This window comes from Pontibacter amylolyticus (assembly GCF_014638845.1).
In the GTDB taxonomy this organism is placed as follows: domain Bacteria; phylum Bacteroidota; class Bacteroidia; order Cytophagales; family Hymenobacteraceae; genus Pontibacter; species Pontibacter amylolyticus.
Window position 1 is genome coordinate 454,955 of sequence record NZ_BMFP01000003.1, and the last position, 21,323, is coordinate 476,277.

Annotated in this window: 24 protein-coding genes; 22 read left to right on the top strand and 2 right to left on the bottom strand. The window is 52.4% G+C overall.

What is annotated here, in order from left to right; genetic code table 11:
* Positions 1-13: 13 nt before the first annotated feature.
* A complete protein-coding gene (locus tag IEV97_RS10065) occupies positions 14-484 on the bottom strand; it encodes a thioredoxin family protein (RefSeq protein ID WP_188501382.1) in 471 nt (156 codons plus the stop codon).
* A gap of 312 nt (positions 485-796) precedes the next feature.
* Between IEV97_RS10065 and IEV97_RS10070 the strand changes: the two genes are divergently transcribed.
* The 13 genes from IEV97_RS10070 (at position 797) to IEV97_RS10130 (ending at position 12,897) form a co-directional block, all read left to right on the top strand.
* Entirely contained in the window at positions 797-1,639 is an 843-nt protein-coding gene (locus IEV97_RS10070; RefSeq protein ID WP_188501383.1) for a universal stress protein, read from the top strand.
* 132 nt (positions 1,640-1,771) lie between these two features.
* Positions 1,772-3,109 carry a rhodanese-like domain-containing protein gene (locus tag IEV97_RS10075; protein ID WP_188501384.1) on the top strand — a complete coding sequence of 446 codons (1,338 nt, stop codon included), beginning with the start codon at positions 1,772-1,774 and terminating at the stop codon, positions 3,107-3,109.
* A 118-nt stretch (positions 3,110-3,227) separates the two neighbouring features.
* Entirely contained in the window at positions 3,228-3,875 is a 648-nt protein-coding gene (locus IEV97_RS10080) for a Crp/Fnr family transcriptional regulator (RefSeq protein WP_188501385.1), read from the top strand.
* A 444-nt stretch (positions 3,876-4,319) separates the two neighbouring features.
* Complete coding sequence (locus IEV97_RS10085) at positions 4,320-5,177, top strand: sulfite exporter TauE/SafE family protein (RefSeq protein ID WP_188501386.1); 858 nt, start codon at positions 4,320-4,322, stop codon at positions 5,175-5,177.
* Between the two features lie 123 nt (positions 5,178-5,300).
* On the top strand, positions 5,301-6,713 hold the full coding sequence (locus tag IEV97_RS10090) for an MBL fold metallo-hydrolase (protein ID WP_188501387.1): 1,413 nt from the start codon (positions 5,301-5,303) through the stop codon (positions 6,711-6,713).
* A 159-nt stretch (positions 6,714-6,872) separates the two neighbouring features.
* Positions 6,873-7,202, top strand: a complete 330-nt coding sequence (locus IEV97_RS10095; RefSeq protein WP_188501388.1) for a rhodanese-like domain-containing protein — start codon at positions 6,873-6,875, stop codon at positions 7,200-7,202.
* A gap of 90 nt (positions 7,203-7,292) precedes the next feature.
* A complete protein-coding gene (locus tag IEV97_RS10100; RefSeq protein WP_188501389.1) occupies positions 7,293-7,850 on the top strand; it encodes a YeeE/YedE family protein in 558 nt (185 codons plus the stop codon).
* A gap of 44 nt (positions 7,851-7,894) precedes the next feature.
* A complete protein-coding gene (locus IEV97_RS10105) occupies positions 7,895-8,308 on the top strand; it encodes a DUF6691 family protein (protein ID WP_188501390.1) in 414 nt (137 codons plus the stop codon).
* A gap of 84 nt (positions 8,309-8,392) precedes the next feature.
* On the top strand, positions 8,393-9,655 hold the full coding sequence (locus IEV97_RS10110; protein WP_188501391.1) for an MFS transporter: 1,263 nt from the start codon (positions 8,393-8,395) through the stop codon (positions 9,653-9,655).
* Between the two features lie 106 nt (positions 9,656-9,761).
* Positions 9,762-10,073 carry a hypothetical protein gene (locus IEV97_RS10115; protein WP_188501392.1) on the top strand — a complete coding sequence of 104 codons (312 nt, stop codon included), beginning with the start codon at positions 9,762-9,764 and terminating at the stop codon, positions 10,071-10,073.
* 149 nt (positions 10,074-10,222) lie between these two features.
* Entirely contained in the window at positions 10,223-11,119 is an 897-nt protein-coding gene (locus IEV97_RS10120) for a DoxX family membrane protein (RefSeq protein WP_188501393.1), read from the top strand.
* A 91-nt stretch (positions 11,120-11,210) separates the two neighbouring features.
* Entirely contained in the window at positions 11,211-11,843 is a 633-nt protein-coding gene (locus tag IEV97_RS10125) for a TlpA disulfide reductase family protein (RefSeq protein ID WP_188501394.1), read from the top strand.
* 109 nt (positions 11,844-11,952) lie between these two features.
* The gene (locus IEV97_RS10130) at positions 11,953-12,897 is read left to right on the top strand and encodes a sterol desaturase family protein (RefSeq protein WP_188501395.1); all 945 of its coding nucleotides are present in this window, start codon (positions 11,953-11,955) and stop codon (positions 12,895-12,897) included.
* On the opposite strand, the gene IEV97_RS10135 is transcribed toward IEV97_RS10130, so the two are convergent.
* Positions 12,863-13,105 carry a hypothetical protein gene (locus IEV97_RS10135; protein WP_188501396.1) on the bottom strand — a complete coding sequence of 81 codons (243 nt, stop codon included), beginning with the start codon at positions 13,103-13,105 and terminating at the stop codon, positions 12,863-12,865. The genes IEV97_RS10130 and IEV97_RS10135 overlap by 35 nt on opposite strands.
* A gap of 498 nt (positions 13,106-13,603) precedes the next feature.
* On the opposite strand from IEV97_RS10135, the gene IEV97_RS10140 reads away from it, so the two are divergent.
* The 9 genes from IEV97_RS10140 (at position 13,604) to cls (ending at position 21,266) form a co-directional block, all read left to right on the top strand.
* Positions 13,604-14,332: a VIT1/CCC1 transporter family protein gene (locus IEV97_RS10140; protein WP_188501397.1), complete on the top strand. Its 729-nt coding sequence runs from the start codon at positions 13,604-13,606 to the stop codon at positions 14,330-14,332.
* Between the two features lie 256 nt (positions 14,333-14,588).
* Positions 14,589-14,930, top strand: coding sequence for a hypothetical protein (locus tag IEV97_RS10145; RefSeq protein WP_188501398.1), 342 nt, complete (start codon positions 14,589-14,591; stop codon positions 14,928-14,930).
* Between the two features lie 261 nt (positions 14,931-15,191).
* Complete coding sequence (locus IEV97_RS10150; protein WP_188501399.1) at positions 15,192-15,404, top strand: Sec-independent protein translocase subunit TatA/TatB; 213 nt, start codon at positions 15,192-15,194, stop codon at positions 15,402-15,404.
* Positions 15,405-15,438: 34 nt separating this feature from the next.
* The gene (locus tag IEV97_RS10155) at positions 15,439-16,098 is read left to right on the top strand and encodes a DedA family protein (protein WP_188501400.1); all 660 of its coding nucleotides are present in this window, start codon (positions 15,439-15,441) and stop codon (positions 16,096-16,098) included.
* A gap of 29 nt (positions 16,099-16,127) precedes the next feature.
* A complete protein-coding gene (locus IEV97_RS10160) occupies positions 16,128-17,558 on the top strand; it encodes a dicarboxylate/amino acid:cation symporter (RefSeq protein ID WP_188501401.1) in 1,431 nt (476 codons plus the stop codon).
* 147 nt (positions 17,559-17,705) lie between these two features.
* Entirely contained in the window at positions 17,706-18,173 is a 468-nt protein-coding gene (locus tag IEV97_RS10165) for a COG2426 family protein (RefSeq protein ID WP_188501402.1), read from the top strand.
* 52 nt (positions 18,174-18,225) lie between these two features.
* Positions 18,226-19,185: a calcium/sodium antiporter gene (locus tag IEV97_RS10170; RefSeq protein WP_188501403.1), complete on the top strand. Its 960-nt coding sequence runs from the start codon at positions 18,226-18,228 to the stop codon at positions 19,183-19,185.
* A 155-nt stretch (positions 19,186-19,340) separates the two neighbouring features.
* A complete protein-coding gene (locus IEV97_RS10175) occupies positions 19,341-19,604 on the top strand; it encodes a hypothetical protein (protein ID WP_188501404.1) in 264 nt (87 codons plus the stop codon).
* A 189-nt stretch (positions 19,605-19,793) separates the two neighbouring features.
* Entirely contained in the window at positions 19,794-21,266 is a 1,473-nt protein-coding gene (gene cls, locus IEV97_RS10180; protein WP_229733889.1) for a cardiolipin synthase, read from the top strand.
* Positions 21,267-21,323: the final 57 nt, after the last annotated feature.

Here is a 21,323-nt window from a genome sequence, read left to right on the forward strand (position 1 = left end):
TGAAAGCGGCCTATTACTTCTGGTGAAGGAGTTGCTCCAGGTGCGCGATGTACTTGTCGGGACCGCCAGGCTGATAGCCCGTTTTGCCCAGTACATTTCCTTGGTCATCTGTCAGGACGACGAGTGGGAACAGGCCCTCCTGGTTATATTTGTCTGCCAGTTGTTCGTTGTATTTTTTCTGTTCTTCCGGCAGCTGGTTTTTCTTGAAACGGGGGAAATCGAACTCGAGCAGCACAAAATGATCTTTGGCATAATCCCGGAAGGCTGGCGTATCCCATACCTCTCTGCGCAGCAGGATGCAGGGCTTGCACCAGTCGGAGCCGGCAAACACCATCAGGATGGGTTTGTGTTCTGCTGTGGCCTGTTTGGCAGCTGCTTCGTAGCTGTGTGCCCATTTCACATCATCAGTCTTGGACTGTGCATTGGCAGTATAGACAAGCGAGAGCAGCGCCCAGAGAAGGGCAAAAGAAAAAGCACGTTGCATATTCACCTTTTTTGTAGTTTGACATAATAAGCCAATCCTGCGGACAGGTATAGGCTACTCTCAAAAATTGAAGGTGTAAAGCTTAGTGCTTCATGATGAGGCTGTTCGTTGTCCTTTAAACGCCGCGCAACCGCCACACGTTGTACTGTTGCCTGTTTATTTTTTCAGTCAATTTATACCTGCGCCTCTCTCCTCCCTTTCTGCACCGGCATCCACCCTTGTGTAACCATAGTCACTGAACGCTACCGGTAGAGCGTTGACATTTGTACCGTCATCCTGATAAAAACAGAACAGCTAACCAAACAACAGACAATGGAAAAGAGACTCAACATCATGGTGCCGATGGACTTCACAGCGGTATCATTCAAGGCGCTACAATTCCTGAACTTACTGCTTGAGAAAAACCCGGTCGATCTTCACCTGGTGCACGTCATTCAGGTAAACGCCGCTGAATGGGCCGGCACGACCGATTCTTCTGAAAGTATAGACAGAGCCAGGCTGCATGCCCAGGAGCAGAAAGCTAACCGGCAATTCGACGAACTCAGGAAGCAGGCCAGCATCGGCTTCACCAGCGCCGTGGTCTACGGCGGCCTTACGACCAGCCTGACCAGGTATGCCGAACAGCAACGCATTGACTTGATTATCATGGGCACCGAGGGGGCTGACGGCTGGTTCGAACGCATTTCCGGTTCAGAGGCGCAGCATGTGGTGCGCCATACGCACATCCCTGTCATCACCATCCAGAAAGACGCCTCCATCACCCCAATCCATAACATCCTGTGGGTGGCCGACTTCGCTGCCGAAAAGCAACCCGAGCAGTCAGTTCAGACCATCAAGACCCTGCAGCAGCTGTTCGGTGCACAGTTGCACCTGCTGCAGATCATTCAGAAAGACGACGCTCCGAAACTCGACAGCACACTACAGCAGATGCAGCGTTTTGCCACTAAGCTGGAGCTGGAACACTACGAGATTCACTTCAAGAGTGATGATAAGGTGCCGGACGGCGTTCGAAACTTTAACCGCGAAACAGACATGGACCTGGTGCTGATCGGCACGCACGGACGCAAAGGTTTCAGCCACGTCTTTTACGGCAGCATCGCCGAGACACTCGTGAACCACTGCATCCGTCCACTACTAACATATCACTTAAAATAATAACATTTTAGCCATGATTAACGCTATGTGACTTACGTCACTGTGTGCCGTAACGGTTTACATTACCTTTGTAGTGAAATCAGGGGGTACGGTTATACCTCCCGAAGTTTTGAAATTAAATACCCAAAACCCATGAAAATAGAGCAATTCGAAGACAAAGGCCTGGCACATTACGCTTATGCCATCCTGAGTGAAAATACCGGCGAAATTGTGTTGGTTGATCCGGCGCGTAATCCGCAGCCTTACTACGATTATGCCGCGCAAAATAATGCGAAGATCGTTGGCGTGATCGAAACGCACCCGCATGCTGACTTTGTGAGTTCGCACCTCGAGATCCACAAAAAAACCGGGGCCACCATCTATGCCCACAGCCTGGTGGGGGCCGACTATCCGCACAAAACCTTCGACGAGGGCGCCGTGCTGGAGATGGGCGACATCAAACTGAAATCGCTGCATACGCCTGGCCACTCCCCGGATGGCATCAGCATTGTGCTACAGCACGAGGGCAAGGACGTAGCCGTGTTTACGGGCGATACCTTGTTCATTGGTGACGTAGGCCGTCCGGACTTGCGCGAGAGTGCTGGCAACATCACCGCCAAGCGCGAAGAACTGGCCCGCCAGATGTACCACAGCACCCGCGAGAAGCTGATGAAGCTGGATGACGATGTGCTGGTATACCCTGCCCACGGTGCCGGTACGCTTTGCGGCAAGGGACTGAGCGAAGCCAATAGCAGCACGATTGGAGCTGAGAAAATGAGCAACTACGCCCTGCAGGACATGAGCGAAGACCAGTTTGTGAAAGTGCTCACAGAAGACCAGCCGTTTATACCAAAGTACTTTGGCTACGACGTGGGACTGAACAAGAAAGGCGCGCCTGCCTACCAGCCCAGTGTGGATGGTGTGAAGCGGCTGGAGAAAAACTACAAGCCATCAGCGGGTGCTGTAGTTGTGGATGCACGCAGCGAAAAGGTCTTCAAAAAAGGACACCTGAAAGGCGCAATCAACATCCAGAACGGGGGCAAATTTGAAACCTGGCTGGGTAGCATTGTAGGTCCGGACGAACGCTACTACCTGATCGCTGAAACAGAAGAAGAGCTGGATGATCTGATCCGCAAGGCTTCTAAGATCGGATACGAACTGTTGATCGAGGGGGCATTTGTACAAACTGAGGCAGCCGAAGAGAAATCGCCTGTGATCGACGTGGCAGAGTTCAAAGAGAATCAGGATGAGTATACGATTGTGGATATCCGCAACGCTTCAGAAGTGAGGGGCGGTAAGTTCTTCGACAAGGCCATTAACATTCCGCTTCCGGAACTACGCGAGCGGGCCAAGGAGATTCCTGCGGACAAACCTGTTGTGGTGCATTGTGCGGGTGGTTACCGTTCTGCGGCAGGGAGCAGCATCGTAGAGGCCGCCTTACCAGATACCACAGTGCTTGACCTGAGCGAAGCCGTTAACGACTTTAAATAAGCTATCCATAAGTTTTTCATTGCCAGTGCAGGTACTTTTGGTGCCTGTACTGGTTTTTTGCTTTATACTTGCCATACCTTATAATCTATCCAAAGCTTTACGACACGTATACTAAACTATGGAAATACAGCAGAGAGAAGACATCCTGAAAAAATTCCCGCAGTTCGAACAGCCGCTCCTCGATGACATTCTGGCGCACAGCACCATCCGGCAGGTGGAAGAAGGCGAAGAGGTGATGCGCACCGGGCAGTACATCCGCTCCACGGTATTGCTTCTGAGCGGGCTGCTCAAGGTATACCGCGAGGACGACGAGGGCAACGAGTTTCTGATGTATTACCTCGAGCCAGGCAATGCCTGCGCCATGTCCATGATGTGCACCGCCCGCGACGAGCAGAGCCAGATCATGGCCAAAGCGGTCACAGAAGCGGAAGTTATCCTGATCCCCTCCCACCTGTCCGAGCAGTGGCTGGCCAAGTACAAGAGCTGGCACAACTTCGTGATCGCTTCCTACCGCCAGCGCTTCGAAGAGCTGCTGCAAACCCTCGACAGCATCGCTTTCAAAGGCCTTGACGAACGCCTCCTGTTCTACCTCAAGCGCCATGTGAAAGTAAGCGGAAAAGAGATACGCCTTTCCCATCAGCAAATCGCCCTCGAACTCAACAGTTCCCGCGAAGTCATCTCCCGCCTCCTCAAAAAACTGGAACAGACCGGCGCCATCGCCCTACACAGAAACTACATCGAAGTCCATGATCTGGAGGTGGTTTAGCAAGTTGGGGAGTTTGGGAGTTACTAAATTTTAGAGATAGGTCGCGACCCCAATGCCGTCAACTCAAGCAAATGCTCTTCGGGACATCCATGTCCCGATGCTTTATAGAGGGCCCCTACCCCCAACTGTTGGGGATGTCCACATCCCCGTGCGCAGGTTTGCAGGTATACGGGGACAAGGATGTCCCAAGCAGACAAAGATTCGGACATGGAAGTCCGAATCAGCAGTGCAGCAGATCTCTCACCATGTTCTAGATGAAAGTTTGGGTTATTATTCCTTATGTTGACGGCATTGGGTCGCGACCTATCCCTACAAACTTACCTCCCCAACTCCTAAACTCTCAAACTCCTAAACTCAAAAATCCCCCTCTGTGATAATAGTCACTGCCAGGTCCTGCGGATCGCTATACCTTTGTATTATATTACAAAGCAAACAACTAAATCCATGGAAATTCTAGGTTATCTGGCGGCCATGCTGATTGGCCTTTCGCTTGGTCTGATTGGTGGCGGCGGTTCCATTCTGACGGTGCCGGTATTGGTATACCTGATCGGTCTGAGCCCTGTTATCTCAACAGCATACTCGCTCTTTATTGTTGGCCTGACCAGCTTGGTAGGCTCTTATAAATTCTACAAAAACGGCCTTGTCAGCATGAAGACAGCCGTAGTGTTCGGTATACCTTCTATCGTAGCAGTTTACCTGACGCGCCGCTACCTGGTGCCCGCCATACCGGAGGAAATCTTCTCGGTGGGTGATTTTATGGTGACCAAAGGCATCATGCTGATGTTGCTCTTCGCCGGATTGATGGTGTTCGCATCCATCAGCATAATCAGGAAAAAGCAAGCTCCTTCTCCAACCGAAACCGTGGACATGGTGGACGAGAACATCGACACGGAAATTGATGTGGAAGGAAACGGCACCACACACCCGCAACCAAAATTCAACTACGGCGGCATTCTGGCCGAAGGACTGGTCGTAGGCACGCTCACCGGATTAGTTGGTGCCGGCGGTGGATTTCTGATCATCCCTGCGCTGGTGCTCTTCAGTAAGCTCGACATGAAAATGGCGGTGGGCACTTCCCTGCTCATCATCGCAGCCAAGTCCCTTTTCGGCTTTATCGGCGACATCTTCAACTACGAGATCGACTGGATGTTCCTGGGTATTTTCTCCGCCATCTCGATTGCCGGTATCTTCATCGGCACCGCCCTTTCCGCTAAAATACACGCCGACAAACTCAAAACCTCTTTTGGATGGTTCGTCCTGGTGATGGGGGTTTATATCATCGGAAAAGAGCTTTTCTTCTAAAAAAATCGCTTGCGTGACCTATGTCACTGTGTCGAGCAGATAATATGCTGATATTTGTATCGTCACCAGTTAAGCAGGTGACAGCATTAACCAAAAAATTAAAAGACCTAAACTCCTATACCCATGAAAGTAGAACAGATCTATACCGGTTGCCTGGCACAAGGCGCCTACTACATCGAAAGCAACGGTGAGGTGGCCATTATTGACCCGCTACGTGAGATCAGCTCATACCTGGAAAAGGCTGAAAAGGCCAACGCTAAGATCAAATATGTACTGGAAACGCACTTCCACGCCGACTTCGTTTCGGGGCACGTGGACCTTGCTAAGGCTAGTGGTGCTCAGATCGTTTTCGGACCGAACGCCCAGCCAACTTTTGAAGCGCACATTGCTACCGACGGCGAAGAACTGAAACTCGGTGACGTGACCATCAAGGTGCTGCACACACCGGGTCATACCATGGAGTCGACCACCTACCTGCTGCTCGACGAGAACGGCAAAGAACACGCGATCTTCTCCGGCGACACGCTCTTTATCGGCGACGTGGGTCGTCCGGACCTGGCCGTGAAGTCTGACCTGACAGAAGAACAACTGGCCGCGCACCTGTACGACTCACTGCGCAACAAGATCATGACTTTGCCGGATGACGTGATCGTATACCCTGCGCACGGCGCCGGTTCTGCCTGCGGCAAAAACATGAGCAAGGAAACCACCGACCTGCTCGGCAACCAGAAAAAGGTGAACTACGCCCTGCGTGCCGACATGACGAAAGAAGAGTTTGTGAAAGAGGTAACCGATGGTCTACTTCCTCCTCCGGGCTACTTCCCGATGAACGTGAAGATGAACAGGGAAGGCTATGCCAACATCGATGATGTATTGGCAAAAGGCCAGCAAGCCTTGTCGCCAGAGGCGTTTGAGGCGGCTGTGAACGAAACAGGCGCCCTGGTGCTCGACACACGCAAGCCGGAGACCTTCGCTGCAGGGTTTATACCTAACTCTATCAATATTGGCATCGACGGCAACTTTGCCCCGTGGGTGGGCGCCCTGATTCCTGACGTACAGCAGCCGATCCTGTTCATAGCCGAAGAAGGCCGTGAAGAAGAAGTGGTGACCCGACTGGCCCGCGTTGGCTACGACAACACCCTGGGGTATCTGCAGGGCGGTTTTGCGGCCTGGCAGGCAGCTGGCAAGGAAGTGGACTCCATCCGGTCGATCTCAGCTGCGGCCTTTGCGGCTGATTATGGCAAAGACAACAGCATAAAAGTTGTAGACGTGCGCAAGCCGGGCGAGTACCAGGCCGAGCATGTGGAGACAGCGCAGCACGCCCCGCTCGATTACCTGAACGACCACCTGGCTGAGCTGCCAAAAGAGGAAGACATGTACATCCACTGCGCCGGCGGTTACCGCTCCATGATTGCGGCCTCAATCCTGAAGGCAAGAGGCTTTGACAACGTCATCAACGTGGAAGGCGGCTTCAAAGCCATCGCCGAGACAGACGTACCCAGAACAGCCTACGTTTGCCCATCCACACTGAAGTAAGATGGTTTAGTACCTTGATAAGGAAAGCGGGGCCGGTCTGATACTGGCCCCGCTTTCTTTTAAAACCAGGCTGCGTGACCAAAGTCACTGAACCGCGCTGGCTATACCTGTACCTTTGTATTGTTAATTTTAATTCACAAATAACAAGACACAAAAGCCATGTTTAATATCTTCAAATCCGCTCCCAAGAACTACGAAGATCTGGACGGAAAAACATTCAAAACAAAATTCCAGAACGCGTCCAAAGCGGAGTTGCTGGATGTCAGAACAGCCGGTGAGTTTGCCTCCGGCACCATCAAAGGCGCCAGGAACCTGGACGTGACCTCTGGGCAGTTTCAGAACGCGCTGGGCTCGCTCGACAAAGACAAGGAATACTTTGTGTTCTGTCGCAGCGGCAACCGCAGCGGCTCTGCCTGCGACCTGATGAGCGCACAGGGCTTTAAGTGTTACAACCTGGCCGGAGGTATAGGCGCCTGGCCAAATAACTAACCAAAAAAACGGAGCAGATACGGAAGGGGCATGCGACCTCGCCCCTTCCCTGCTTTTCTCTCCATTACTAAATATTAAATTGACTACAATATGTTAGAGCTTTTAAGACAACCATGGCCCTGGTATACCTCCGGTATCGTGATCGCTTTCATTATGGTGCTGCTGTTGTTTTTCGGCAAGTCGTTTGGTTTCTCTTCCAACCTGCGCACGATCTGTTCGGCCTGCGGGGCCGGCAAAACGGTTAAGTTTTTTGATTTTGACTGGCGTTCCCAGACCTGGAACCTGCTGTTTTTGGTAGGCGCCATCATCGGTGGTTTTATCGCGTCTGAGTTCCTTTCCAATGGGGAGGCGGTGCAGATCTCCGAAGCCACTATCCGGGACTTGCAGCAACTGGGCATTTCATCGCCGGACGGCATGCAGCCAGAGGAGATTTTCAGTCTGAGTGCGGCCTTCAGCCTCAAAGGCTTTCTGATTTTGCTGCTGGGTGGGTTTGCAATAGGCTTCGGCTCGCGCTACGCAGGCGGCTGTACTTCGGGCCATGCCATCAGCGGTATATCCAACCTGCAGCTTCCTTCGCTGATCGCCGTGATCGGCTTTTTCATCGGTGGCCTGATCACCACATTCGTGCTACTACCGCTGATCTTTTAATGAGTAATTATTCTTTCATCATTCGTCATTAATCATTCCATCCCGTGAAAGGTATAAAATTTATAATAGCCGGCATTTTGTTCGGCATCGTGATGAGTAAGTCGGAGGCGATTTCGTGGTTCCGCATTCAGGAGATGTTCCGTTTCCAGGACTTCCACATGTACGGCATCATCGGTACGGCGGTCGCGCTGGGTACGCTGGCTACTTTCCTGATCAAGAAATTCAAACTGCGTGACTACCAGGGCAACCCGATCGTGTTCACTCCCAAGGAAAAGTCGGTTTCGCGCTACCTTATTGGCGGCACCATTTTCGGGTTAGGCTGGGCACTGACGGGTGCCTGTCCGGGTCCGATGTTTGTGAACATTGGCTTCAGTTACTGGGCGATCTTTATCGCGATTGCAGGCGCTTTGGCAGGTACCTACGCCTATGGTGTTGTCAGAGACAGATTACCCCATTAAAAAATTGGCTAATTGTTGCGTAAGTGCTGAAAGCCGTCTGCCACAAGCAGTGGCTTTCATGCCTACCGCTAAAAAAACAGGATCATGCCGACAAACGATACAAAACTAGGCTTGAGAGAGAATGCCAGGCAGTTCTGGCTACTGGTGCTGATCAACGGTTTTGTGGGCGCCATGGTCGGGCTGGAGCGCTCTGTAATCCCGGAGTTTGCCGAAACGGTTTTCGGTATCAGCGGACACACGGCGCTGCTGTCGTTTATCGTGGCTTTCGGTTTGGCCAAGTCTATTGCCAACATGCTGATGTGCCGATTGACCCTCAGATTTACCCGCAAGCAACTGCTTTTGATTGGCTGGCTCTTCGCCCTGCCGGTGCCCTGGCTGCTGCTATATGCCAACAACTGGTGTTGGGTGATATTTGCCAACCTGCTGCTAGGTATAAACCAGGGCCTGGCCTGGTCTGCTACCGTGGTCATGAAGATTGACCTGGTAGGCGAAAAGAACCGCGGACTGGCCATGGGCATCAACGAGTTTGCCGGTTACCTGGCCGTAGGTCTGATCGCCTTCCTGGCCGGCTATATAGCCTCTACCACTGGTGAGGTGACGTATGCTTTCATACCAGGTATAGCTTTCTCCATCATAGGCCTGCTCCTGACCTGGTTCTTCGTGCGCGATACCCATGCGCATGTTAAAACGGAGACGGCACAGACCAGCATACCGCTCCTGCGCAACGTCTGGAAAGACACCACCTGGCGGCATGCCAACCTGGGTTCGGTAACGCTCAGTGGGTTTGTGAACAACATGAACGACGGCATCCTGTGGGGTTTGCTGCCGGTGCTGCTGATGAGCAAGGGCTATACCTTGCAGCAGGTCGGTTTGCTGGCAGGCATCTACCCGGCCGTATGGGGTATCGGGCAGTTGGTGACAGGCAAACTCGGCGACGTGCTTTGCAAGAAACAATTGCTGAGTTTGGGTATGATGCTTCAGGGTGTGGCTATTGGAGTGCTTTTCTTCAGCCAGGCCTATGCGGTCGTGATCGCGGCACTGGTACTGCTGGGGGCCGGTACAGCACTGGTATACCCTAATTTCCTGTCGGTAGTGGCCGAAAACACGCACCCGGAGCAGCGGCCGCAGAGCCTGGGCATTTTTCGTTTCTGGCGCGACTTCGGCTATGTGGCAGGTGCCGTAGCGGCCGGTGTTTTCAGCGACCTCTTTGGCGTGGAATTTGTACTGCTGGGCACAGCCATCCTGACCGTTGGGGTTGGTGTACTTTCTGAAATACGGATGTGCTGCACCAAAAAGCTCTTATGGCACAGCCCCGAATGCGCGACAAACTTGGCAGTCCGAACATAGTATTGTAAATTTACATGATGGCCGGTTTGCTATACCTGCCGCCTCCACTAAAACCATGAAGCATACGCTGCTCCTTCTTTTAGGCACTTTATTACTTTTTTTCACAATGGCTACTACACAAAAGCCTGTGAAATGGGTAGGCTGTGCACTTAAAAGTGAGTTGAAAGCAGCAAATGGCGATAGAAAGCTGAAGCGCCCCTGCGCCAGAAAATGCCTGAAGCACCAGACGCACTCAGAGCAGAAGACTCCTGCCACCGTCCTGGTTGACTGCGGTCCACAACTCTACGCTGTGGTGGATGAGGCGCATTCTGACGCTCTATTACAGTTTGCTGCCGGACAGCAGCCAGCGGCGCCCGTTCAGCTCAGCTACCTGTCGCCTACCCTTGGCGCCGATCCCGACCCTCCGCGATTTTCTTAACCGAACGCATGCACTATGTTGGCACAGCCACCAGTTGCCAGGTTTGCCCCTGTTGCTATACCTGCCGGGCTGTGCCTTGTTCGACTTGTCCAGCCGATAGGGACCTCCTATTCTGCTGTGACGATCATTTAAAGAAAATAAGCGATCTTATGGAAAATAATCTTTTGCAAAAAATATCATTCCTGGTGCTCCGCATCATGGGCAGCCTGATCTTTATCATGGCTGGTTTCAATCATCTACTTCAAACCGCAGGCGCTGCCGCACGACTCGAAAAGGCTCCTTTTGCCCATTTGGCTAGCTGGATCGCTCCCGCCGAAACACTGATCATCCTGTCAGGTGTGGGCTTGCTGATTGGCGGCTCTATGCTGCTGGCCGGATTCAAAACGAGGCAGGCTGCTGCTTTACTGCTGGGTATCCTGATTCCCATCACCCTTACCGTACAGGTAGGCGCGGAAGGCTCCGGACCCTTGTTCAAGAACATTGCCCTGATCGGGATGCTTTTGTTTTTCATTGTGAATGGTGCCGTTCATTATGGTCTGGACCAGACATTTTTTCAAAACAAACAAATAAAACCAGCTCTTAAGAATAAATTATCCAGAAACTATGTTGCCGTACTGGCAGTTGGTCTGCTGATGTTCCTCGGCGCTTGCGCCACAGGCACGACAACTGCCCATTACACTACTGCTCCCAAAGCTATTGCGGCTGAAACCGGTAAAAAATACGCTGTGCTGATTAGTCAGCCGAACCACCTGAAAGCCGCTGTGAACACCGCTGAAACCATTACGAAAGAAAGCCGCTACCAGCGGGAGAGCTTTGTGGTGATGGCCTGCGGCAAGTCCGTGGAAGCATTTGTGAAGGGCAGTAATATGGCACAGGAATTTGAGAAAGGCAAAGCGGCCGGCATCACCTACCGGGTATGCGGCATGTCGATCAAGCAGTTTAACATCGACGCCAGCACGCTGGTAGAAGGTGTAGAAGTAATTCCGAACGGTCTGACCTACATGTTTGACTTGCAGCAGCAAGGCTATAAAACAGTCGAGCTTTAAGCTCAAGCTAATTAAGGGTAAAGCTCAAAATTGACTTTATAAATTGATTTAATCTGATTCGCGCAAGTCGGATCCTACAAAACATACGATCATGAACAAGAATAAATTCTCCATTAAAAACATACCCGGCTGGGCGATCACGCTCGGCATCTTTGGCATCCTATACCTGACCGGTCTGCACACCGAGGCCATCGGGCAGGTGCAGCGCATTTTGCTGGCGACAGGTATAAAAAACGCGGATGTGCCCGCCATAGACGAAATTGCAAGCACCTCCGCTGAAAACACAGCCGAAGTTACAACCGGAGCAAACATGGCCGGAGCCGGATTCAAAATGGTGGGACTTGATGGCAAAACCGTGGCCTTCGAAAGCCTGAAAGGAAAAGTGGTATTCCTTAACATCTGGGCTACTTGGTGTCCGCCCTGCATTGCCGAAATGCCGAACATTCACAGCCTCTATAAGAAAATGGACCCCAACAAAGTGGCATTTGTGATGCTGTCGGTGGACGAAGGCGGCATGGGCAAGGTGAAGAAGTTCATCGACAAGAAGGGCTATACCTTCCCGGTCTACATGCCGGCGAGCCAGTTTCCGCAGGAATTTTACAGCACGGCTATCCCTACCACATTCATCATTTCCCCGCAAGGCAAAATTGTAGCCAAGCAGGAAGGCATGGCCGAATACGACACCAAAGAAGTACGCGAGTTTCTGGAAGGACTGGCAAAATAAGCTTTACAAAAATAGTCGGCTGAAACATCATGCCGACTATTTTTTTATACTTACATCGGCGAGCCGTCCGGAACGATTCGCCTGTAAAAATCATTGACTGTAGCGCGGCATGGAAAAATACTGGCACATCTTCACGAGCTCCTTTTCAGACTACGGCAACTACCTGTGGCGCGAACTGCTGCACCCGGGCTGGGGCAACTATTTCTACTGGCTGCTGGGGCTGTCACTGTTTTTCTGGCTCCTCGAGATCGTGGTGCCCTGGCGGAAAGGGCAACCGCTGATCCGACAGGATTTCTGGCTCGACGGTTTCTACATGTTCTTCAATTTTTTCCTGTTCTCGCTGGTTGGTTTCAACGCCCTCTCCAACATCGGCGTAGAGGCTTTCAATGATTTTCTGGGCTTATTCGGCATCCAGAATCTGGTGGCCTTTGAGATACAGTCGTGGACAGTGTGGGCGCAGCTGCTCACGCTCTTTTTGCTGCGCGATTTCATTCAGTGGAACGTGCACCGCCTCCTCCACCGTTCCGATTTTCTGTGGCGCTTCCACAAGGTGCACCACTCGGTGCAGCAGATGGGCTTCGCCGCGCACCTGCGCTTCCATTGGGGCGAGACGGTGGTCTATCGCACGATTGAGTATATCCCGCTGGCCATGATCGGCTTTGGCATTCAGGACTTCTTCCTGGTCCACATCTTCGCCACGGCCATCGGGCACTTCAACCACTCCAACCTGCACATCCCGCTGGGGCCGCTCCGCTATCTCTTCAACAACCCGCAGATGCACATCTGGCATCACGCCAAACATCTCCCCCACCGCTACGGCGCCAATTACGGCATCAGTCTGAGTGTATGGGATTACCTGTTCGGCACAGCCTATTTGCCGGAAGACGGGCGCGATATCGAACTTGGGTTCAAGGAAGTGGAAGCTTATCCGAAGTCTTTTCTGGAGCAGCAGTTTCATCCTTTCAAGGAGCGTTCGGCTATACCTCAGGAGGAAGCAGGAGTTGAGAAAGAAGTGACGGCTATACCTGCAGAAGAGGTTGGTCAGTTGAATTAAGTTTTGTGCCGTTGTTCCAGCAAAGCCGGTAGAGCACGTCCACATGGCGCGAGCGCCCACGTTCGTGACTTGCTATGGTGGGGCCTTTGGCGCAGGTATAGGTGTAGCTTGCTTTGTAGCTAAGGCTGTTGCAGGTATAGCAAACAGTAGTGTTGTATAGCTTCGCCTGTGCGGCGGGCACCGTATGCCCTGGCCGGGCGAGCCTCACTTTTTTCCTTGATGAAAAAAGTAAGCAAAAAAATCAAGACGATTTTGAACTCGCTGACCGCTCAAACAAAAAATCGTCATTGGTGCACCCGGCACAGCTATTTGCTTCGAAGTGGACGTGCAAGTTAGCCTTGCTATACCTGCCAGGGCATGTTGCAGCAAAGAAAACTACAAAGCTTATACCTTAAATATGGCAATTACAGACTCCCCGCCTTAGACAAGGAGGGGTTAGGGGTGGTTGGACCCGGTATCTGTGAAAATCCTGTAAATCCTTTAATCCTGAAAATCCTGTTTCAGACAAACACCCGATGCACAATTCCGTCCTGCCCCTACTAACGAACTTAATTTATACCTGCCAGTAAAGCCGCTATACCTTCCCGCCGCGACGTTACACTACAACATCGCTACTTCTCAACCCCCAAACTCTTCAACACTCAACTTTCCGAATTCTTCTTTTTCCTGTAACTTTAGTATAGCATCTACCTAAACGCTCCGTGCCATGCAACACCATGAACTACAGTCAGAAGACAAGATTCTCTTTTTCAAAAAGGAATACATTTCCGAGTTCGTGTATGGCGGCATTGATGGGTCCATTACCACCTTTGCCGTGGTGGCCGGTGCGGAGGGCGCCAGCCTGGGGATATCGGTGGTGATCATTCTGGGGCTCGCCAACCTGATTGCCGATGGCTTCTCGATGTCGGTGGGCAACTTCATCTCTACGAAAGCGAGTCGCGATAATTTTGACCGGCACAAGGCCCGCGAATACTGGGAGGTGGACAACCTGGGCGCAACGGAGAAAGAGGAGATCCGGGTAATTTACGAGGCCAAGGGCTTTAAAGGCGAACTGCTGAACCAGGTGGTGGAGGTGATCACTTCCGACAAGGATGTGTGGGTGGACACCATGATGAAAGAGGAACTGGAGATGACAAAGGATGACAAGACGCCCGTCAAAACCGCGTCCGTCACCTTCTTCAGTTTTGTTTTAGTCGGCTCCATTCCGCTGCTGGCCTACATTTTTGCCGGCCTGGATTCAGGTATAGCCGGAGCCGAACTGTTCCTTTACTCCAGCATCCTCACGGGCATCGCCTTGACGATAGTGGGTGCCCTGAAGAGTTTGGTAACAGAGCGTAACATGCTGGTAGGTATAGCGGAGACGCTCTTGCTGGGCGGCCTGGCGGCTTCACTGGCCTATTTTGTTGGCGATGTGCTGGAACAGGTTTTTATGTAGTCCTTGCCCTCCCCTGCATTCAAAAAATCTCTTCCTCAGCTGTCTGCCATAAAGCCGGGCATATCTCCCAGCTCCGGAATACAATTCAGGATCAGGTAGAGTGATTTACCTGAATCTGATAAAGCGCCTAGACACAGTTTTCGAAGCGTCTGTAAATTTAATTTACAGAACACGCACTTACTTGCAATTTGTATTATATTTGCCATGGCTTATGGCCCTGAATCTGCCTAAATACCGCTTACTGAGGCATTTGATCATGTCGCTTGCTCTGCTTTGGGCCGTTCTGTTCCATAGCGCAGTAACGTATGCCTATGGTACAGCAGAGGTAGCGCAAAGCAGTGCTGCCAGTATAGCGCAAGGCGATCCGGAGGGCAGCGAAAACACCGTTACAGGCCTGCAGTCCGGTAAGCTTTACCTGGCACAGGAAGGAACAACCTCCCTCCTGACGCTCAGCCTGCAGCCTTCGGACACGGATACAAAATCATTTAACATCAGGTTTTCCAGTCACCAGGCGACCCCACCCTACACGGCAAGGGCGCCAGGCGATACCTTCTTTTGCCAGTTTTATTATACCTCCAGTCAGCCCCAGGCTCCCTAGGCAGCTGACATACCCTTCTTACAGCCAAATACTGCTCCAGCGCAAGTACAATTAACTCGACTTGCAACCGCAGGTATAGCCAGTGCTGCTACGCAGCCTGCCTGTTACTGATCTCCTTCTATACTGTTGGCTGCACGTGTTTGCGAGGCAGCTTTGGTAGCCCTCTTTTGTAACACGGCTACACCCCCCTTTGCTGCTTTCGTGGTGGTAATGGGACGATTAGTTCGTATTCCCTAAAACTGAATTTAATAGCATTTTAAAATGAATAGCATTGGAATTTTCGCCTTCATAGGAGGCCTGGGTGGCTCTGAGGTAGTCCTTATCATATTTGCCATCCTGCTGCTGTTTGGCGCTAAGCGCATTCCTGAACTGGCACGTGGTCTCGGCCGTGGCATTCGCGAGTTCAAGGATGCCACCAACGAGATAAAGAGCGAGATCGACAAGTCTGTACAGGACAAAGGCGATAAGAAATAACAGTCTGGTCCCGCACACATAGCCTAAATACCCGATGGATTTTGTTTATTATTTAGTAGACTTCGTTTTGCACATTGACAAGCATCTGGTCGAACTGGTGCAGGAGTACGAGCAGTGGATCTATTTCATACTGTTTGTGATCGTGTTCTGTGAGACAGGCCTGGTTGTTACCCCTTTCCTGCCGGGAGACTCGCTGCTTTTTGCGCTCGGCGCGCTGGCTGCCATACCTGCATCGGGTCTCAACCTGGTGCTGCTGATGGTGTTGTTGGTCGTGGCCGCTATCCTGGGCGACTCGTTCAACTACTACATGGGGAGCAAGGTTGGAAGCCGCATTTACCTGCGCGACTTCTGGTTTATGCGCCGCTCGCACATCGACCAGACGCATAAATTTTATGAAAAGTACGGCGGACTCACCATCATCTACGCGCGTTTCGTGCCCATCGTCCGCACCTTCGCTCCTTTCGTGGCAGGTATAGCCAAAATGAATTACAAGCGCTTCTTCAGCTTCAACGTGATCGGAGCCCTGGTATGGGTGGTGTTCTTCATGATGATCGGCTACCTGTTTGGTAACCTGCCGGCCGTCAAACGCCATTTCTCCCTGCTTATCCTGGCCATCATCGTGCTTTCCATTACCCCTCCCGTCATCGCTGCCATCAAAGGCTGGCTGTCGAAGAGAAAAACCTTGCAGCATTAATAAAACAACAAAACTTTAGACGAAACCTTATGAACAAGAAGGCCATTCTGCCACTCGTTACCCTGATCTGCATCAGCATTGCCGCCTTGCTGACAGTATTGCAGCAATATGAAGTCATTGCCCTGCCTGCCCAGGTTCTCACCGCCATCCGCTGGGCCGGCACCGGTGTGCTGCTGCTCTACGGACTGCAGAAACGCTCCCTCACCACCTGGATCCTGATCAGTATGGTGGTGGGAGCCCAGATCGGTTACGATTTCCCGCAGGTTGCGCAAAACCTGAACGTGCTGAGCAAGGTGTTCCTGAAACTGATCAAGACCATCATCGCGCCGCTCATCTTCGCCACGCTGGTGGTAGGTATAGCTGGCCATGCCAACCTCAAGCAGATCGGCAGCATGGGCTGGAAGGCGCTCCTGTACTTTGAAGTGGTGACCACCATTGCCCTGTTCATCGGGCTGGCTGCCATCAACATCAGCAAAGCCGGCGAGGGCATCGACATGACAGGTATAGCCGAGACCGAGGAGATACAGGCACCTGTCAAGCAGACCTGGTCCGACATCATCCTGCACGTGTTCCCGGAGAACATTGCCAAGTCGGTGGCCGAAGGGCAAGTACTGCAGATCGTGGTGTTCAGCGTGATCTTTGCCATCGGTCTGGCCATGGTGACGGAGAAGAAGCGCAAGCCAATGCTTGACTTTTGCGAGAGTCTTTCCGAGACCATGTTCAAGTTCACGAACATCATCATGTACTTCGCCCCGGTGGGTGTGGGTGCCGCTATTGCCTACACCGTGGGCCACATGGGCTTCGGCATTCTGGTAAACCTGTTCCAGTTGCTGGCCACGCTCTATGTGGCACTGCTGGCCTTCGTACTGCTGGTGCTGCTGCCGATTGCGCTCATCGCCCGCGTTCCGATCGTGCGTTTCCTGAAAGCCATTTCCGGCCCGGTTTCAATTGCCTTTGCTACCACCAGTTCGGAGGCGGCCCTGCCGCGCGCCATGGAAGAGATGGAGAAACTGGGCGTTCCGCGCCGAATCGTGGCCTTCGTGATGCCGACCGGCTACAGCTTTAACCTGGATGGCACGACGCTATACCTGGCGCTGGCCGCTGTGTTTGTGGCGCAGGCTGCAGGCATCGACCTGAGCTGGGAGCAGCAGTTGCTGATGGTGTTTACGCTGATGCTTACCAGCAAGGGCGTGGCCGGTGTGCCACGTGCCTCCCTGGTGATCCTGCTGGGTACCGTTGCTTCGTTCAACCTGCCGGTGTGGCCGCTGTTTGCCATCCTGGGTATAGATGAGCTCATGGACATGGCCCGCACTTCTATCAACGTGACTGGTAACTGCCTGGCCACCGCCGTAGTGGCGCGCTGGGAAGGCGAGTTTGATCCGCAGCCGGTAGTAGGCCTCGTGGAAACAACGAACCCGGAGCTGCAGGTAGAACGAGAAGAAAAACCTGTTTCCGCCTAACCCCCTTTGCCAGGCCATTGCTGTTGAAGCGAAGCAGTCCGGTCAGCCGATAAGCTGACCGGATCGCCTCGCTTCAACTCTTTCTGATTATTAGTACCCTTACTCTTACCTTTTTCTGTACAGGGAACCTTTGCCCTGACGCACTTTATGTTTGAAATCCTGATCTATACTTTCCTGCTCAGCATCTCCCCTTTTGGCGAGGCGCGTGCGGGCATTCCATACGGCGTGCTCAACGATATGCCCGTTTTCTGGGCCTTTGTGGTGGGCCTTGCCGGCAACCTGCTCATCTTCCCCTTGCTGGCCTGGCTTATCGAGTCCTTCAGCAAAAAACTGTGGCCGAACCGCCTGTACAAAAAAGGAGTCGTCAAGCTTGGCAGAAGGGCAAAAAAAGGCGTGGGGTCCGAAATTCAGAAGTATGGCTTCTGGGGACTGATGGTCTTCGTGATGATCCCACTGCCCGGAACAGGCGCCTACATGGGCACAATTGCCGCCTATATGCTCAAAATAGAACGTTACAAAGCCTTTCTGGCCGTCAGCATCGGGGTAGTCATTTCGTGCCTGATCATGGCCGGCGGATCGTACCTCGGAAACATGGGTTTGAAAACTTTGCCTTAAATTTTCGTTAGCTTGCATATCTCAGATTTCAATCAGAATAAACCAGATCTGCATGCTGAACATACTCCTTCTCCTGGCCGGCTTTGTTGCCCTCATTTTCGGGGCCGACAAACTGGTGGACGCCGCCTCTGCCCTCGCCAAAAGACTGGGCGTTCCGAACATCGTGATCGGCCTGACCATTGTGGCCTTCGGTACCTCGGCGCCCGAGCTGGTGGTGAACGTGTTTGCGGCCGTCAACAAAAACACAGACATGGTGCTCGGCAACGTCATCGGGAGCAACCTGTTCAATGGCCTGGCCATTTTGGGTGTCTGTGCCACCATCTTCCCGCTCACCGTCAAGCGCAACACCACCTGGCTCGAAATACCACTCAGCGTGCTGGCTGCCGTGGTAGTAGTTTTTATAGCCAGTGATATATCGCTGGATGGCGCTGCCACCAACGTCATCTCCCGCTCCGATGGACTCATACTGCTGCTCTTTTTCGCGATTTTCCTGGTCTACAACGTCGTCATCGGCCTGGGCGGAAACGCCGATGACGAAGAAACGGAAACAAAGGACTATACCTACCTCAAGTCGGTTCTCTTCATTGTGCTGGGCCTGGCCGGCCTGGTGCTGGGCGGCCGGCTTATCGTGACGGGCGCCGTGAACATTGCAGCAGCTTTTGGTCTTTCTGAGCGTATTATCGGCCTGACCATCGTCTCGATCGGCACCTCACTCCCGGAGCTGGCCACCTCGGTTGTGGCAGTGCGCAAACGCAACGTGGACATCGCCATTGGCAACGTGGTGGGCTCCAACATCTTCAACATCTTCCTGATCCTGGGGGTTTCTACAGTCGTGGCGCCAGTGCCGGTCAATCCGGCTTCCTTCACAGATATTTTCATGAACATTGGCTCCTGTTTGCTGTTATTCATTTTTATTTTCGTTGGCAAAGGGCGTCAGCTGTCGCGGGGCGAGGGTATGGTGTTCCTGCTGCTCTATGTGGCCTACATCGCACTCCTGATCAGCCAGGAGTAGAAAAACCCTGCATCACCCGCAATGTGATCGATAGCCGTTCACTATATTTGTCATTCCTTTTGCTTCAAAGGTTTATAGTTTAAGTTGTAAACATTTCATTCTTTTTGACTTTAATTGCGTTTATCTCTTAACCAACCTTTTATCCTTTTACAAGCATGAGTGAACTAACGGAGTTTCTAGCTAAACTCGAATCTTGCGAATGCGATTTAATAGTTCTTACTTTCATCAGTGATGATCGCCTTTATTGCCGCTTTTTCAAAGGCGGTTTGTACAGAGACCGTATGTTTATCAATGAGCAAAGCATCATTTCGCAGTTACGCACTTTTTCCGGTGAGGGCGAAGAGATCGATGCCATGGGGATAAGCAAGCTGCGGCAGATTGTTTCCTCCACGCAGTCAAACACCCCTGAACTGCAGTAGCAGTCATCCGTTGCACATATTATACCTGATTAAAGCCTGACACTGCATGGTGTGAGGCTTTTTTGTTGCAGCAATTTCCAGCCACCCCTACGGCCATAAAACAGGAATTGACGTTGGAATGGCAGAAGGGAAGGCCATTCGCGTATGTAGCATTTGGACCCTACTCAAAAACCAAAAACCCCGCTTTGCATGCAACTGGCGCTCTCTGACATCAACTGGCTTCTGATCGGAGAAACGCTATACCTGGGCATCCTGATCCTGGTAAGCCTGCGCATCATTTACGACACCCGCTCATCTATTAAAACACTCGCCTACCTGCTGCTGGTCATTTTCGTGCCGGTTGGCGGTATCCTGTTCTATTTCTCGTTTGGCATCAACTACCGCAAGCGCAGCCTCTACTCTAAAAAGCTGCTGCAGAATGTGGAGCTCATGAACCAGATCGAGCGCAGGATCATCTCTGTCTCCAAACAGAACTTCAGGGAAAGCAGCGCGGAGGTACAGCACTACAAGCCCCTGGCCCGCCTACTGCTCCAGGATAACCTCAGTCCCCTGACCGCAGGCAACAAGGTAAAGCTGCTGCTGAACGGCGGGCAGAAGTTTGCTGAGGTGTTCGAAGCCATCGAAAAGGCCCGGCACCACATCCACCTGGAGTACTACATCATCGAAGATGACGACATCGGCAACAAACTCAAGGCACTGCTGATACGGAAGGCACAGGAAGGCGTCATCGTCCGGTTGATCTACGACGACTTTGGCAGCCGTTCCATACGGCGTGGCTTCAGGAAGGAACTGCAGGCCGCCGGCGTGGAGGTGTACCCCTTTCACAAGGTGCATTTCCTGTTGCTGGCCAACCGGCTCAACTACCGCAACCACCGCAAGATCATTGTGGTGGACAGCGTGACGGCCTTTGTAGACGGCATTAACGTGAGCGACAGCTACCTCAATTATCCCGATCAGAAAGAGAAAACCTACTGGCGCGACACGCACCTGCGCATCGACGGGCCGGGCGCCTTTTACCTGCAGTACCTGTTCTTTACGGACTGGAATTTTTCATCGCAGCGGCACCTGGAGCCGGAGAAGAAATACTTCCCCTCTTCAGAGGACGCACAGGGCAACACCGTGGTGCAGCTCGCCTCCAGCGGCCCCGACTCCGCCAAGCCCACCATCATGTTCTCCATTCTGCAGGCCATTGCGCTGGCGAAAGAGGAGATCCTGCTCACCACGCCATATTTTATACCTGGCGAAAGCATACTGGACGCCTTGTCGATTGCGGCCATGGGCGGCGTGACGGTGAAACTGCTGGTGCCGGAAAACTCGGATTCCTTTATCGTGAACGCCGCCGCCCGCTCCTATTATGAAAGCCTGCTGGAGGTGGGCGTGCAGATCTACCTCTACCAGAGGGGCTTCATCCATGCCAAAACCCTGGTGGTGGATCGAAACCTGTCGATGGTAGGCACTGCTAACATGGACTTTCGCAGCTTTGATCTGAATTTTGAAGTGAACGCTGTGGTGTACGACACTGCCTTTGCCGAAGAACTCCGCAACGCCTTTTTCCAGGACCTGACGCAGGCCACGAAGATAAACCCGGCAGCATGGAAAGCCCGACCCGTTTACCGGCAACTCATCGAAAAGGTATTCAAGCTGATCTCCCCGCTGCTGTGAGCACATAAAAAACAGGCAGGAAAACCGCATCGGTCTTTCCTGCCTGTTCTTACTCCG

What these genes read in the sequence shown, in the direction of transcription:
- IEV97_RS10115 (WP_188501392.1), top strand. Translation starts at nt 9,762, where the DNA reads ATGGCTACTACACAAAAGCCTGTGAAATGGGTAGGCTGTGCACTTAAA.
- IEV97_RS10120 (WP_188501393.1), top strand. Translation starts at nt 10,223, where the DNA reads ATGGAAAATAATCTTTTGCAAAAAATATCATTCCTGGTGCTCCGCATC.
- IEV97_RS10085 (WP_188501386.1), top strand. Translation starts at nt 4,320, where the DNA reads ATGGAAATTCTAGGTTATCTGGCGGCCATGCTGATTGGCCTTTCGCTT.
- IEV97_RS10145 (WP_188501398.1), top strand. Translation starts at nt 14,589, where the DNA reads ATGTCGCTTGCTCTGCTTTGGGCCGTTCTGTTCCATAGCGCAGTAACG.
- IEV97_RS10075 (WP_188501384.1), top strand. Translation starts at nt 1,772, where the DNA reads ATGAAAATAGAGCAATTCGAAGACAAAGGCCTGGCACATTACGCTTAT.
- IEV97_RS10095 (WP_188501388.1), top strand. Translation starts at nt 6,873, where the DNA reads ATGTTTAATATCTTCAAATCCGCTCCCAAGAACTACGAAGATCTGGAC.
- IEV97_RS10100 (WP_188501389.1), top strand. Translation starts at nt 7,293, where the DNA reads ATGTTAGAGCTTTTAAGACAACCATGGCCCTGGTATACCTCCGGTATC.
- IEV97_RS10125 (WP_188501394.1), top strand. Translation starts at nt 11,211, where the DNA reads ATGAACAAGAATAAATTCTCCATTAAAAACATACCCGGCTGGGCGATC.
- IEV97_RS10130 (WP_188501395.1), top strand. Translation starts at nt 11,953, where the DNA reads ATGGAAAAATACTGGCACATCTTCACGAGCTCCTTTTCAGACTACGGC.
- cls (WP_229733889.1), top strand. Translation starts at nt 19,794, where the DNA reads ATGCAACTGGCGCTCTCTGACATCAACTGGCTTCTGATCGGAGAAACG.
- IEV97_RS10090 (WP_188501387.1), top strand. Translation starts at nt 5,301, where the DNA reads ATGAAAGTAGAACAGATCTATACCGGTTGCCTGGCACAAGGCGCCTAC.
- IEV97_RS10165 (WP_188501402.1), top strand. Translation starts at nt 17,706, where the DNA reads ATGTTTGAAATCCTGATCTATACTTTCCTGCTCAGCATCTCCCCTTTT.
- IEV97_RS10110 (WP_188501391.1), top strand. Translation starts at nt 8,393, where the DNA reads ATGCCGACAAACGATACAAAACTAGGCTTGAGAGAGAATGCCAGGCAG.
- IEV97_RS10160 (WP_188501401.1), top strand. Translation starts at nt 16,128, where the DNA reads ATGAACAAGAAGGCCATTCTGCCACTCGTTACCCTGATCTGCATCAGC.
- IEV97_RS10170 (WP_188501403.1), top strand. Translation starts at nt 18,226, where the DNA reads ATGCTGAACATACTCCTTCTCCTGGCCGGCTTTGTTGCCCTCATTTTC.
- IEV97_RS10155 (WP_188501400.1), top strand. Translation starts at nt 15,439, where the DNA reads ATGGATTTTGTTTATTATTTAGTAGACTTCGTTTTGCACATTGACAAG.
- IEV97_RS10140 (WP_188501397.1), top strand. Translation starts at nt 13,604, where the DNA reads ATGCAACACCATGAACTACAGTCAGAAGACAAGATTCTCTTTTTCAAA.
- IEV97_RS10065 (WP_188501382.1), bottom strand. Translation starts at nt 484, where the DNA reads ATGCAACGTGCTTTTTCTTTTGCCCTTCTCTGGGCGCTGCTCTCGCTT.
- IEV97_RS10150 (WP_188501399.1), top strand. Translation starts at nt 15,192, where the DNA reads ATGAATAGCATTGGAATTTTCGCCTTCATAGGAGGCCTGGGTGGCTCT.
- IEV97_RS10070 (WP_188501383.1), top strand. Translation starts at nt 797, where the DNA reads ATGGAAAAGAGACTCAACATCATGGTGCCGATGGACTTCACAGCGGTA.
- IEV97_RS10175 (WP_188501404.1), top strand. Translation starts at nt 19,341, where the DNA reads ATGAGTGAACTAACGGAGTTTCTAGCTAAACTCGAATCTTGCGAATGC.
- IEV97_RS10080 (WP_188501385.1), top strand. Translation starts at nt 3,228, where the DNA reads ATGGAAATACAGCAGAGAGAAGACATCCTGAAAAAATTCCCGCAGTTC.